This is a genomic window from Gottfriedia solisilvae (genome assembly GCF_002128405.1).
GTDB lineage: Bacteria > Bacillota > Bacilli > Bacillales > Bacillaceae_G > Gottfriedia > Gottfriedia solisilvae.
Genome location: NZ_NETJ01000003.1, coordinates 758,100 through 772,154, shown reverse-complemented (window position 1 = coordinate 772,154; position 14,055 = coordinate 758,100). Strand labels below are relative to the sequence as shown.

Sequence of the window (14,055 nt, the reverse complement as noted above, 5' to 3'; positions counted from 1 at the left end):
ATCACAAAATTAATCCCATAAATACTTAAAAATGCTTTTAACTTTACTCATGACACGTTCTTCATCCTGCTGTTTTGGTTTTGTATTTGAATTTGTAACAGCTACAGGTTTTCGTTCATTCGATTCGAAAGCGATATTAGAGCTAAGTTTTTTACCGCGCATTTTTGATTTATAAAAAGCATATCTTATTAGTCCAACACCAGTAATGTATTGAGGTTCGCGAACGCCTATATAATCAGGAGTTGCAATCCTTACATTATTTTTAAATACTCTTTGAGCTAAATCAATAACACCTGTCATTGATACAGTACCACCAGTTAATACAAATCCACCAGGTAGATTACTTCCCCTCATTCTTGATAGTTCATTTTGAACCATTAAGAAGATCTCTTCTAACCTTGCTTCAATTACATCTGATATTTCTTGTTGACTATATTGGTGATGCTGTTCGCTTCCCATGATTGGAACACTTAATACTTCTTCAGTTAAAGCAGTATCATAAAAAGCATGTCCAAATTTCACTTTTATCTTTTCAGCATCTTCAGTTGATGTCTTTAATCCAATTGATAAGTCCTTCGTAATGTGTTCGCCACCTACTGGCAATACAGAAGTTGCGATTAACACACCTTCTCTGAATACAGAGATTGTCGTAGAACCGCCGCCAATATCAACTAAAGCTACACCTAAGTTTTTCTCATCTTGTTTTAAAGCAATTGTACTTGCAGCCATTGGTTGTAAACAAATGTCAGTAACTTCTAACCCTGCTCTTTCAACACAACGTAAAATATTATGTACAAGTGTTCTTGAACCAGTGATTAATGTACCTTCCATTTCCAGTCTAACCCCAATCATTCCTCTAGGGTCTTTTACTTCTGAAAGGCCATCTACAATGTATTCATGAGGAACGACATCAATAATTTCCCTTTCAGGTGGAATTGAAATAACTTGTGCCTGATCCATTACTCTTAGAACATCTTCATTATCAATTTCTTTATTTTCTTTAGAAACTGCCACTACTCCATTTGTGCTAATTAATTGAACTTGGTTTGCACTTACCCCTACTATTACTTTGTCAATGTGAATGCCAACCATTCTTTCTGCTTGATCAATAGCTTTTTTGATGGAAGTAACTGTTTCATCTATATCAACTATCGAACCACGTTTTAAGCCAGAAGATTTCACATTACCTACGCCGATAATGTTTAGTGTGTCATTAACTAGTTCGCCAATAATAACTTTAATTGTCGAAGTTCCAACGTCAAGACTCACATAGATCTCATTGCTGTTCATGATGGCACCTCCTTTTTCTCTCTATCTATTATAATCGAACATCAATTCATTCTTAAATAACATATATGAAAAACTATTCAACATTCACAAGGGATTTCCCTCTTTTTTATTTGCATTTTTCACAATCTTTTTAATTTTTTTCAATAATTTCTATTTATCTATTAGTCTACACTAACATAAACAGATAAAAAAGGCTTAAAAGTACTGTTTTCTAATGTTATTACCGTTATTTTATAACATTTGTAACATTCGTTTCATATGGAGCGAAATAAGCTCCTACTTCTAAATGAATAACCCCTTTTTTATTTTTAGGAATTGACTTTAAAATAATCGGATAATTAGACATTTTGTTTGAAAATTTTCTAATTGTCGTCTTCACTTCGTAACCTTCATTCATAAAAACAGTAACAAGTAAAGGATCATCCTTACTTGGGGTATAATCTATTTCAGAAATTGAATGGAATATACTTTTTGGTAGTTTCGATAGTTCAACCGCTAATTCTTGTAGTTCATCACCTTGGCTCCATCCATTTAGTTCAGGAATCGTTGTATTTTCTAGGGAATGATTATCCTTCAATAACATACCACTTTCAAGAAGTAAATGTTTTTTTCCATCAAACATTGCTTGTCCGATTGGTTGATATTCTTTTATGACGATTTCTACTTTATTCGGAAACCTTTTATGTACCTCTGCAGATTGAATCGTATTTCTACTTTCAAGCTTTTGAATCACCTTTTTTGAATGAATTGTCAAAAAGCTATCGTCTTGGTTTAAATCGGCTAATTTTTGAATTTCTTTATCTGTATATAGGTTATTTCCTTTAATTTCTAAATTTATTTCTGAACCAATGGATGTTTGGAAATATAATACGCATAAAAGCAAAGAAAAAAACAATAAAATTGTCATTAGTAAACGTATATTTGCTTTTTTACGTTTTTTATTACGCAAGATCGGAACACGGTCTTCTAAACTAATTATCTTATTTTCTTGCATGTTTATGCCTCCATTATCAAAGTCCACTTCAATCTTCTTACTTATACATCGGATGTAATTTAAGAATAATAAAAAATAGAATAGCATATAAAATGCCATTCTATCTTGGTCACTATATGCTACCTTAAATTATAGCATATAATTTCAATTGTTTTTAAGAAACTTACATTTTTTTACCAACTATTTCAACTTCAGTTTCAAGTTCTACATTAAATTTTTCTAATATAGTTTTCTTAATGAAATCAATTAATTCTAGAACATCCTTTGATGTTGCGTTCCCTGCATTCACAATAAAGTTTCCATGCATTTCAGAAATTTTCGCTCCACCAATTTGGTAACCTTTTAAGTTTGCTAGTTCAATTAGATTCCCTGCATATTGCGGAAGGGGATTACGGAAAATACTTCCAGCACATGGGAAATTCCAAGGTTGCGTTTCTCTGCGATAATCCTTATTTTTCTGCATTAATGCAGAAGATACTTCTTTTGAACCTTCTTCTAATTGTAATTCAGCTTCTAAAACAAATCCTTGACGCTTTTTTTGTAGGACAGACGTACGATATGAAAATTCTAGTTGTTCATTCGTAAGCCATTCCATTGACCCATCTTGGAATATAATATGGGCTTTAGTCGTAATCTTTGAAAAGTCAGATTGGTGTGCACCTGCGTTCATATAGACAGCTCCACCAACACTTCCTGGAATGCCACTAGCAAACTCTAATCCCGAAAGTCCTTTTCTACTCAACTGGGTAGCAAGACGAATGACAGAGTAACCTGCTCCAACTAAAACTTTTGTCCCATCTATTTCAATATGATCTAAACAATCACTTATTTTAATGACAACACCTTCAATACCATTATCAGACACAAGTAAATTCGATCCTCTCCCAATAACGGTAACATTGATATTATTTTCTTTTGCAAGTTGAATGATCTCTTTTATTTCATTGACATTTTTAGGTATGACCAAATAATCAGCAGGTCCACCTATTTTCATTGTAGTATGATTTGCTAAAGGCTCATTCATTAGAAGACTCGAGTCCTTGACGATTTCCTTTAATCTAGTTTCAAACATTCTAAGCTTTTCCCCCTTTAGCTTGTAGCATCCTATGATACATATTTATAGATTTTCTAACTTGTTCGTGCATGGTTCTACTTTCTTATTTCTTCTAATACTTTTACTAGCTTGTTTGCGGCATCTGGAACACCTATTTCTAAAGCTGCACGTTTCATTTCTTCAAGTTTGATAGGATTTAATAATACTTTTTCAATTTCATTTACCAAATATTCATTTTGAAAATCTTTTTCTAAAATGACGATAGCTGCGCCATTTTTTTCAAGTGATCGAGCGTTTATTTCTTGATGATTATTCGTTACATATGGGCTAGGAATCAATATACTCGGCTTACCTAATGCTGTCAATTCAGCTAGAGTTGTTGCACCTGCTCTTGAAACGACTAAATCAACTTCTCTTAAAACCTCAGGCATATTGTGTAAAAACGGCTTGATCACTACATTTGATGGATTACCTACTTTATTGATTTCTTGAATAACCGCATCATAGTGAGCGTCACCTGTTACATAGATCATTTGATAATTCTTTTCACCAAGCTCACTCACACTTTTTAAAAACGCTTGATGGATTGGTCTAGCACCTCTTGAGCCACCAACGATTAATACAGTACTTTTCCCTTTATCCAAACCTAATGACTGTAAAACTGTTGGATTAGGTTCTCCTATTACTTCAGAAGCACGTGGATTACCAGTAAATACTACTTTTTCTTTCGTAAAATGATTAGCAACTTCATCAAAACAAATTGCAACCTTTGTAACATAGCGATTTAAAAATTTATTTGTTAAACCTGGCACACTATTTTGTTCGTGAATAACTGTTGGAATACCTAATTTTGCTGCAGCATATACTACAGGACCACATACATAGCCACCAGTACCAACAACTACGTCAGGATTAAATTCACGAATAATTTTTTTGCTATCAGAAACACCTTTTAAGAAACGATAAATTGTTTTAAAATTTTCAAGTGATAGACTTCTTTTAAATCCTGAGATGACGATTGATTTAAATGGTATGTTTTGCTTTGTTACGATACCTTTTTCAAGTCCATTTTCTGTACCAACATATAAACATTCTACATTGGAATCTTGTTTTTTCAACTCTTTAATTAGCGCAAGTGCTGGATAAATATGTCCACCAGTACCCCCACCACTAACTAAAATTTTCATAAAGATCCTCCTAAATATCAATACAATATGTAAATTGATAAGTTGTTAAGTAGCTATTATACCACTTTACGTAATTCTTTCTAATTCTTTTTTATAGAAAAATAAAATTGACCGACTCAATTAGAAATTCTAAGTACTTTTTTGATTTATGTCTAATAATTTGACATAAACAAAACTGCGTACTTGTTCCCATCGAGTCGGCCCTTTTACGATCGTGCGTGTCTGCTAATATTTAATAATACACCTACAGCTAAAAGCATCAATGTTAATGATGAACCGCCATAGCTTAAAAACGGTAATGTTATTCCAGTAACAGGCATTAACCCTATAACAACACCAATATTAATCATTACTTGTATTGCAATCATTGAAACGATTCCTACTGCAAGGAATGTACCAAATAAATCAGGCGAACTTAGTGCAATTCGGATTCCACGCCATAATAAGAAAGAAAATAATAAAATGACAAATGAACCTCCGATAAATCCTAATTCCTCTGATAAAATTGCAAAAATAAAATCTGTTTGCGGTTCAGGTAAGTACATAAACTTTTGTCTGCTTTGACCTAAACCTAGACCAAATAATCCACCTGGACCAATTGCATATAGTGATTGAATAATTTGAAATCCGGTACCTAGCGGGTCAGACCACGGATCTAAAAAGGAAGTAATCCTTTTTATTCGGTATGGTGCTGAGGCAATTAAAGCTACAAAACCTGCGATTCCAACTAATCCTAATCCCATAAAATGAGATATTCTTGCACCTGCTACAAATATGATTATGACACAAGTACCAACCATTACCGTTCCAGTTCCTAAGTCTGGTTGAAGCATAATTAAACCAAATGCTAAGAACACAAGACCTAATGTTGGCATTAAACCCTTTTTAAATGATGTAATATTTTTTTGATTTTCAGCTAAATATTTTGATAGGAAAACCATCATTCCGAGTTTCATAAATTCTGATGGTTGAATTGAGAAAGCTCCGATTCCAATCCAGCTTCTCGCTCCACCACGAACTAAACCAACGCCCGGAATTAGGACGAGTACCAACATAATAAAACAAACAATTAGAATTTTTTTTGCGTGTGTCCGAAATAACCAATAATCGATGTTTGAAACAATAAACATACCAATTACTCCAACACCTGCAAATAACAATTGCCGCTTTGCAAAAAAGAACGAATCATGAAACTTATAAGATGCCCATATTGCACTAGCACTATAAACCATAATCATACCGACTGTTAATAATGATAACGTAACGAGAACTAGAATCATGTCAGGACTATTTTTCTTTGTTGGCACTTCTATACACCTCAACTTTTGAATTAAACAAGCCTTACTTTAACTTATGCACTGCTTGTATAAATTTATTACCTCGTTCTTCAAAAGTCTTAAATTGATCCCAACTAGCACATGCAGGCGACAATAAAATGATATCTCCAACTTCTGAATGAGCGAATGCTTCTTTTACAGCATCCTCAACATTATCAACCGATTTTACTGCTTTCATTCCTGCTTTTTTTGCTGAGTCAATTAATTTATCTCTCGTTTGACCATAAGTAATCATGTTTTTCACATTATTAAAATATGGAATTAGATCATCAAAATCATTCCCGCGATCTAATCCACCTGCAATTAAGATTACTGGCTTTTGGAAAGATGAGATGGCTTTTTGAGTAGCCAAAATATTTGTTGCTTTCGAATCATTATAGAATTTTCGTTGTTTGATTTCAGTTACATATTGAAGCCTATGTTCTACCCCTGTGAATGTTGTTAGCACTTGTTCAATCGCTGCATGATCAACATCTAACAGCTTTGCAATTGCCACAGCAGCAAGGATATTTTCTAAATTATGTTTTCCTGGTAAAACAATCTTCTCTACTTCAATGACTTTTTGTTGTTTAAAATAAATTGAGCCTTCTTTAACGTATGCTCCTTCTTCTACAACCTTAGTAGAAGAAAATGGAATGATTGTTGCTTTTGAATGTTTCACCATAGCCATTACATTTTCATCATCAAAATTTACAATTGCAAAATCATCTTCGGATTGATTTTTGAATATATTTGCTTTCGCTTTTACATATTCTTCTTTCGTACCATGATAATCTAGATGAGCTTCAAATATATTCGTTACCAGAGAAATTTTAGGTTTAAACTCATCAATACCCATTAATTGAAATGAAGATAGCTCTGTTACGATAATATTATTACTTGTCGCCTTTTCTGCTACTTCGCATGCAACTGTACCAATATTCCCAGCAACTAATGGTTGTTTATTGCCTTGTTCCAACATATTTAGTGCTAATGTAGTCGTAGTCGTTTTCCCATTTGAACCTGTGATTCCAATAAACGGAGCTTCACTTATTAAATAAGCAAGTTCAATTTCTGTATAGATTGGAATATTTCTTTTTTCAGCTTCTATTAATAGAGGGTTTGAGTAAGGGATACCAGGATTCTTCACAATACAGTACAGTTCATTTTCTAACAGACTTAAAGGATGCTCCCCGCATACTACGTTAAATCCTTCATTTTTAAGTTTTTGTGCAATTTCATTTTGTTCAAATGGCGTACGATCGTTAACAGTAACAATTGCACCTAATTTTTTTAAAAGTTGACTTGCAGCATAACCGCTTTTGGCCATACCTAAAACTAATACATTCTTTTGATTGAAAATCCCCACATTTTTCAATTACATCCACACCTCGATATAGATTCCTAATAATGCAAAAAGCAACCCTACAAACCAAAATGTAACGACTACTCTCCATTCAGACCATCCAGATAATTCATAGTGGTGATGTAGTGGGCTCATTTTGAATACTCTTTTACCAGTCGCTTTAAACGACGCTACCTGAATCATTACAGAAAGGGTTTCAATAACGAATACGCCTCCGATGATCACAAGTAAAATTTCTAAATTCGTAACGATTGCAATTGCAGCTAATGCGCCACCTAAAGCCAATGAGCCTGTATCACCCATAAAGACCTTTGCAGGATGTGCATTAAATACTAAAAATCCTAAAACTGCACCTACTACAGCAATCGAAAAAATAGCAACATCAAGTTGTTGTTGATTATATGCAAGCACTGCATATGCACCGAATGCAATTGCAGCAGTACCAGAAACCAATCCATCTAAACCATCCGTTAAATTAACAGCATTAGAAGTTCCAACTAACATGAAGATTATTAATAATGCATATATAAATCCTAAATCAATTTCATATCCTGTACCTGGAATTTCTACTGAAGTAGATACTCCGGTTGATTTAATAGCAAAAAATACAATAATTGATACGATTACCTGACAGATAAATTTTTGTTTCGAAGTTAAACCAAGGTTTCTTTTCTTCACTACTTTTATGTAATCGTCTAAAAATCCAATAATACCGAAACAAACAGTTACAAATAGTAAAATAAATGTTCGTGTCGATAATACATCAAAGTACATTGAAATAAAAATTGCAGATAAACTTAAGGCAATTAATATGATGATTCCACCCATTGTTGGGGTTCCTGATTTCTTTTTATGAGATTTTGGACCTTCATCACGAATACTCTGTCCAAATTTAAGTTTTCTTAAGTACGGTATAAAAATAGGCGATAAAATGACTGCAATGATAAATGCTGTAATCATAGCAACTAAAATTGACGGTTCAAGCATTATACGCCCTCCTTTCCAAATTACTCTCTTTAGTATGTAATAGTTTAATTCTTTTAAATAGAATTATTTATTAATTAAATATTTTTTGGCATTACAAAAAAGAGGACATTATCCTCTTCTTTGCAAAATAGCCTCTTTAGCTTCTTCAACATCATCAAAATGAGATACACTCGTTCCTACAATTTGATATGTTTCATGCCCTTTACCAGCAATAACAATAATATCATGTTTTTTAGCATTCTCAATCGCAAATGTAATTGCTTTTTTACGATCTTCTATTACCGTTATATTATTATGCTCCAAACCGAATTTCATGTCTTCTAAAATTAAAATTGGGTCCTCTGTTCTAGGATTATCTGATGTGAAGATAGCTTGGGTAGAAAGGTCCGCTGCGATTTTCCCCATTAATGGACGTTTTGTACGATCTCGATCGCCACCACAACCTACAACAGTATACACATCATTTTTTGCAAATTGCTTAACAGTTTTTAATACATTTTCTAAACTGTCTGGCGTATGAGCATAATCTACAATAACAGTGAAATCTTGCCCTGCATTAACAGATTGGAACCGACCAGGAACACCTTCTAATGTAGCGATCGCTTCTAGAATTGTTTCAACCTTAATATCTAAAGCAATACCTGCACCAATTGCTGCTAACACATTATATACATTGAAAGTACCAATTAATTTCATTTCAACAACATATTGTTGATGTAAGAAATGTAGTACAAATCTAGTTCCTGAGTTTGTTAATTCAATCTCATCTGCGAATAAATCATAGTCCTTATTTAATCCATAAGTTAAGACATTCGCTTGAGTACTCGTCATATATTCCTTAGAAGCTTCATCATCACCATTTAAAATAGCGAACTTTCTCTTTTCAGAAGAAAAGCTATTTCCCAATTGTGAAAATAAAAGTCCTTTTGCTTTTTTATATTCATCCATCGATCCATGGTAATCTAAATGATCCTGAGAAAGATTCGTAAATACTGCAATATCATATTCGCAACCATGAACTCGACCTAAATGTAATGCATGAGATGATACTTCCATTACTGCTGTATCAACTTTTGCGTCTACCATTTTTGCAAACATTGATTGTAGTGTTAAACTATCTGGTGTTGTATTTTTCGTTTCAAATACTTCATCACCAATTTTCATTCCAATTGTTCCAATAACACCAGTTTTTTGTTTATTGTGTTTAACAATCTCTTCAATAATGTAAGATGTAGTTGTTTTACCATTTGTACCTGTAATTCCAACTAAATTTAAATTCTGAGTTGGGTTATGATAAAACATATTCCCAACAACAGCCATAGAACGAAGCGTATCTTTTACGTATGCAACAGGTACATTCGTTTCAACTGGTTTTTGTGCCAAAATAGCTACAGCGCCATTTTCTACTGCTTGTTTCACATATTGATGTCCATCAACTGTATAACCATCGATACAAATAAATAAGTATCCTGGTTTTACATTTCGGGAATCCATTTCAACCCCAGTGATTTCTGGATTTTCAGTTGGTGTTTTCACTAAAGGTTGCAATCTTGATAGTAAAGTATGAAGTTTCATAGCAAATCCTTTCATTTGAACTAAATCAATTTTTCTTCTTTGATTTAGTTTCTTCTTTCGTTCCTAAATAAATTCTGATTTTAGAGCCTTCTTTAAGCTTAACACCAGCTTTAGGTGCTTGGTCAATGACAACATTGCCACTACCACTATATTCAATAGTAAAAGTATCTAGCAATTGTTGCAAATCTTTTTTCTCTAAACCAATTAAATTTGGTAATTTATATGTCGGAATATCTCCATAAACAAATTCTCTTTCAATTTGATTTTTTCTTGGCGGAACGCCTAATACCTGCATACTATCACGAATAATATTTCCTACGATTGGTGCTGCTACAACACCACCGAATTGTACTGTTCCCTTTGGATTATCAACCGCAATATAAACCACGATTTGTGGATCATCTGCAGGTGCAAACCCAATAAATGATACAATAAAACTATTATCATCATAACGGCCATCTTTTACTTTTTGTGCCGTCCCAGTTTTTCCACCTACACGATACCCTTCAACGAAGGCTCCCTTACCTGTACCTTGTGCTACGACACTTTCAAGGGCAAGTCTTACTTTTTTAGACGTCTCTGGTGTAATGACTCTTTTTTTAGCAATTGGCGTTTTCCGACTAACAACTTCGTTCGTAACTGGATCTACAAATTCTTTAGCAATATATGGTTGATATAATATACCACCGTTAATTGCCGCAGAAACAGCTGCTACTTGCTGTATTGGCGTTACTGATACACCTTGACCAAAAGCAGTTGTTGCAGCTTCTACTGGTCCTACACGGTCCATACTAAATAAAATCCCAGTACCTTCACCTTGTAAATCAATACCAGTTTTTTGGCCAAACCCAAAATTACGAATATATTGGAAAAGTCTATCTTCACCTAAACGATTACCTAATTCAACAAATCCTGGGTTACAAGAATTTTGAACAACTTCTAAAAAAGATTGTGAACCATGTCCGCCTCTTTTCCAGCATCGTAATCTTGCACCGGCAACCTCTGCAGCTCCATCATCATAAAATTGGTCTTTATTCAGATCAACTAATCCTTCATTCAGTGCAGCAGCAAGTGTAATAATCTTAAAAGTAGAACCTGGTTCATAATTTGACCATACCGGTAAATTACGATTATATATTTCAGGTGAAACATTTTTAAAGTTTGATGGATTAAATCCAGGTCTACTACTCATTCCAAGTATTTCGCCAGTTTTTGGATTCATCGCGATCCCAATCATTGCATCAGGATTATATTGAGCAGTTGCATTGTTCATTTCTCGTTCTAATATTGTTTGAATTCGAGAGTCGATCGTTAGCTTTAAATTAAGCCCATTAACAGGTGGGATGTAATCATCTGCAATATTTGGCATTCTATGGCCTTTTGCATCTGAATAAAACTGAACACTACCTTTTTCACCACTTAATTGTTTATCATAATAAAGCTCTAATCCGTTCAGACCTTGATTATCGATTCCCGCAAAACCAAGTACATGAGAAAGATAGTTTCCAAATGGATAGTATCTTTTTGAATCCTCAGCTATGTAAACGCCTTCTAGGTTTAAATCCCTAATTTCTTTTGCTTTTTCATTTGTAATTTTAATACCTTCTGTACGAATATGTTCCATGCTGGATCTTTTGGTTAAAATTTTATACAGCTTTACCTCGGAGATTTTTAGGATAGGGGCAAGTTTTTTTGTCGCGATTTCTGGATCTTTAATTTGTCTAGGTACGACTAAAACGGAAGGAGCACTTTTATTTGTTGCGAGTGCAACACCATTACGGTCTAAGATTTCTCCACGTTTTGGTTCAAATGGAATATCACGACTCCATGAGTTTTTTGCACGTTCAGATAAAACATCACCTAATACAAATTGTACATAACCTAATCTTGTCGCAATAATAGAAAAAATTAATAAACCACCAATAAAAACAAAAAATAAACGTTTACGTACGGTTACATTTGATACTCGCATTTAAACGAACACTCCTCTACTACAATATGTTCGTTTCAATATATGCTTGTACCAAATACAATAGACCTTGAACTAATTCTAGCAATCTAGAAATAGTCCAAGTCCATTTTATAGTTTACTCTTGTATCTCTACTTTAACTTGTTTATCTTTCTCAACCTTTTCCTGAGGTTTATTTAATTCTACACTTAAAAAGTCACGATCTCTTAATTCTGCATTTTTCTTAATACTTTGACTTGTAATATAACCAGAACCTTTTATTGTAAGCTTTAAATTAAATAATTCACTCAATCGATTTACATCCACTTTGGACCATCCGATAACAGAAGGCATTTTATTTTTGCCATTCGTTCTTAAATAAATTTTTGTTCCTCTTACAACTTGGGTTTTTGAAGTGATTGTTTGTCCAATTACTTCATCCCCGCTTCCAAGCGAGATCGGCTTTAAGCCTAATGATGTTGCTAAAGATTTTGCTTCATTTACAGAAAGACCTTCTAAATCTGGAATTTCAATACTATCTTTATCAACTAACTCATTAATATCTGCATTTTCTGCAGGTTCTACTTTCATATACTCAAGTGCACCTTTTGTAACACTTCTAAATATTTCAGATACTGGATCAGAACCTAATTCAGTTTCTTTTAATTTAGGACGAAGAACTGCTACATAAACAACAAGCTCTGGATCATTTGCAGGAGCCATACCGATGAAAGAAAATAGATTTTCACCATGCCCCTTTATATATTTACCATGTTCATCAACAACCTGAGCCGTACCCGTTTTACCAGCAACTGTATAACCTTTGATTGCATAATTATGTCCAGTACCATTTGGTGACGTTACAACAGTTTCTAATAGTTTTCTTTCATTTTTTGCTGTTTCAGCCGTAATTGGATTGCCAGCTACTTCTGAATCATAATCTTTAACTGTTTTACTCGTATCATGATCAACTATTTTATCAATAATATAAGGTTTCATCATTCTTCCATTGTTAGCAATTGCACTGGCAGCCTGAATAATTTGAATGGCAGTTACTGTTGAACCTTGTCCAAAAGCAGTTGTCGTTTTTTCAAGTGGATATTTGTATACTAATCGTCCACTTGATTCACCAGGAAGATTAATCCCTGTTTTTTGGGTAAACCCGTAATTCTTATAATATTGCAAGAAACGTTCCGGACCTAATTTTTCGTTTAATAGAATGGAAATTCCAACGTTTGACGAACGCTGTATTCCTTCATCAAAGGTAATTGAGCCCCAACCATTTCTATTTACATCATGGACAGTACCTCCACCAGGTACTTTATATCTTCCAGATTGAAAATATTCATGACCATTGTATACTCCTTCATTCATGGAAGCACCAAGTGTAAATATTTTCATTGTTGAACCGGCTTCAAAAGCATAAGAAACTGGGTCATTTGTATAGTTTGTAATATCATTAATATTCGGATCAAAGCTCGGACGATTTCCCATCGCAACGATTTTACCCGTTTTTGGATCAGACACGATCGCCATGATTTTCTCAGGTTCATACTCTTTATCCACTCTAGTCATTGCATCTTCTAGTAAACTCTGAATCTTCGTATCAATCGTTAAATAAATGTCATTACCGTTATGCGGTGGATCAACTTTTTCATTTTCATAAGGAAGGATATTTCCTTTGCGATCACGTAAAAAGCTTTTTTTACCATCCTCTTCGTTCAATTCATCATTTAATGATTTTTCAAGACCCATTTCACCTACTAAATCACCATTATCATTTGTTGCCGTATAACCAAGTGTATGAGATGCGAACACACCATTTGGATAATATCGTTTTTGTGAAGGAGTAAAAACAATACCAGGTAGCTGTAATTTCTCAATTTTTTCTTTCTTGCTTTGAGAAATATTTCTTCCACCTGGTCCTAATTCAACTTGATATTTTGGTTTCCCTAACATTGATAATAGTTCCGACTCATCTACATCTAAAATTACCGACAATTGTTTTGCTGTTTTTTCTTTATCAACAACATGTCTTTTTATTTTAGAATTTTTAGAAGCACTCGGATCTAGTACTGCAGACACAGTATATGAAGTTACTTCTTCAGCAAGAGGAACACCATTTGCATCATAAATGGTACCTCTTTTTGCAGGAATTTTTTGTGATGTATTATAATTCTCATCTGCAAATGCTTTTAAGTTTCTACCTTCAACTGTGTCTGCTAATTGTAAATAACTAATTCTTACTATGAGTGAGATAAAAAATGCTAAAGTTACAAGAAAAAACCATCGAATTCCTAAATTCGTATACTTATTCTTTTTCTTACTCATAATATG

At 33.6% G+C, this 14,055-nt stretch carries 10 protein-coding genes; all 10 read right to left on the bottom strand.

Going from position 1 to position 14,055, the window contains the following annotated elements:
* Positions 1-9: 9 nt before the first annotated feature.
* Positions 10-1,290 (bottom strand): cell division protein FtsA, encoded by a 1,281-nt coding sequence (gene ftsA / locus CAB05_RS12910; protein WP_088000260.1) that lies wholly within the window; start codon positions 1,288-1,290, stop codon positions 10-12.
* Between the two features lie 226 nt (positions 1,291-1,516).
* Positions 1,517-2,284: a cell division protein FtsQ/DivIB gene (locus CAB05_RS12905; protein WP_158093264.1), complete on the bottom strand. Its 768-nt coding sequence runs from the start codon at positions 2,282-2,284 to the stop codon at positions 1,517-1,519.
* Positions 2,285-2,447: 163 nt separating this feature from the next.
* Complete coding sequence (murB, locus tag CAB05_RS12900; RefSeq protein WP_088000255.1) at positions 2,448-3,356, bottom strand: UDP-N-acetylmuramate dehydrogenase; 909 nt, start codon at positions 3,354-3,356, stop codon at positions 2,448-2,450.
* A gap of 77 nt (positions 3,357-3,433) precedes the next feature.
* Entirely contained in the window at positions 3,434-4,525 is a 1,092-nt protein-coding gene (gene murG / locus CAB05_RS12895) for an undecaprenyldiphospho-muramoylpentapeptide beta-N-acetylglucosaminyltransferase (protein ID WP_088000253.1), read from the bottom strand.
* 206 nt (positions 4,526-4,731) lie between these two features.
* Positions 4,732-5,805 carry a stage V sporulation protein E gene (spoVE, locus tag CAB05_RS12890; RefSeq protein ID WP_088000455.1) on the bottom strand — a complete coding sequence of 358 codons (1,074 nt, stop codon included), beginning with the start codon at positions 5,803-5,805 and terminating at the stop codon, positions 4,732-4,734.
* Between the two features lie 61 nt (positions 5,806-5,866).
* Complete coding sequence (gene murD, locus CAB05_RS12885) at positions 5,867-7,219, bottom strand: UDP-N-acetylmuramoyl-L-alanine--D-glutamate ligase (protein WP_088000251.1); 1,353 nt, start codon at positions 7,217-7,219, stop codon at positions 5,867-5,869.
* On the bottom strand, positions 7,220-8,194 hold the full coding sequence (mraY, locus tag CAB05_RS12880; RefSeq protein ID WP_088000249.1) for a phospho-N-acetylmuramoyl-pentapeptide-transferase: 975 nt from the start codon (positions 8,192-8,194) through the stop codon (positions 7,220-7,222).
* 108 nt (positions 8,195-8,302) lie between these two features.
* Positions 8,303-9,769, bottom strand: coding sequence for a UDP-N-acetylmuramoyl-L-alanyl-D-glutamate--2,6-diaminopimelate ligase (locus CAB05_RS12875; protein WP_088000453.1), 1,467 nt, complete (start codon positions 9,767-9,769; stop codon positions 8,303-8,305).
* 25 nt (positions 9,770-9,794) lie between these two features.
* Positions 9,795-11,741 (bottom strand): stage V sporulation protein D, encoded by a 1,947-nt coding sequence (locus CAB05_RS12870; RefSeq protein ID WP_088000247.1) that lies wholly within the window; start codon positions 11,739-11,741, stop codon positions 9,795-9,797.
* A 115-nt stretch (positions 11,742-11,856) separates the two neighbouring features.
* A complete protein-coding gene (locus CAB05_RS12865) occupies positions 11,857-14,049 on the bottom strand; it encodes a penicillin-binding protein (RefSeq protein ID WP_088000245.1) in 2,193 nt (730 codons plus the stop codon).
* Positions 14,050-14,055: the final 6 nt, after the last annotated feature.

Bases quoted from the DNA above. Each gene is read 5' to 3' on its own strand.
- ftsA (WP_088000260.1), bottom strand. From the start codon at position 1,290: ATGAACAGCAATGAGATCTATGTGAGTCTTGACGTTGGAACTTCGACA.
- murG (WP_088000253.1), bottom strand. From the start codon at position 4,525: ATGAAAATTTTAGTTAGTGGTGGGGGTACTGGTGGACATATTTATCCA.
- CAB05_RS12870 (WP_088000247.1), bottom strand. From the start codon at position 11,741: ATGCGAGTATCAAATGTAACCGTACGTAAACGTTTATTTTTTGTTTTT.
- CAB05_RS12905 (WP_158093264.1), bottom strand. From the start codon at position 2,284: ATGCAAGAAAATAAGATAATTAGTTTAGAAGACCGTGTTCCGATCTTG.
- CAB05_RS12865 (WP_088000245.1), bottom strand. From the start codon at position 14,049: ATGAGTAAGAAAAAGAATAAGTATACGAATTTAGGAATTCGATGGTTT.
- murB (WP_088000255.1), bottom strand. From the start codon at position 3,356: ATGTTTGAAACTAGATTAAAGGAAATCGTCAAGGACTCGAGTCTTCTA.
- spoVE (WP_088000455.1), bottom strand. From the start codon at position 5,805: ATGATTCTAGTTCTCGTTACGTTATCATTATTAACAGTCGGTATGATT.
- mraY (WP_088000249.1), bottom strand. From the start codon at position 8,194: ATGCTTGAACCGTCAATTTTAGTTGCTATGATTACAGCATTTATCATT.
- CAB05_RS12875 (WP_088000453.1), bottom strand. From the start codon at position 9,769: ATGAAACTTCATACTTTACTATCAAGATTGCAACCTTTAGTGAAAACA.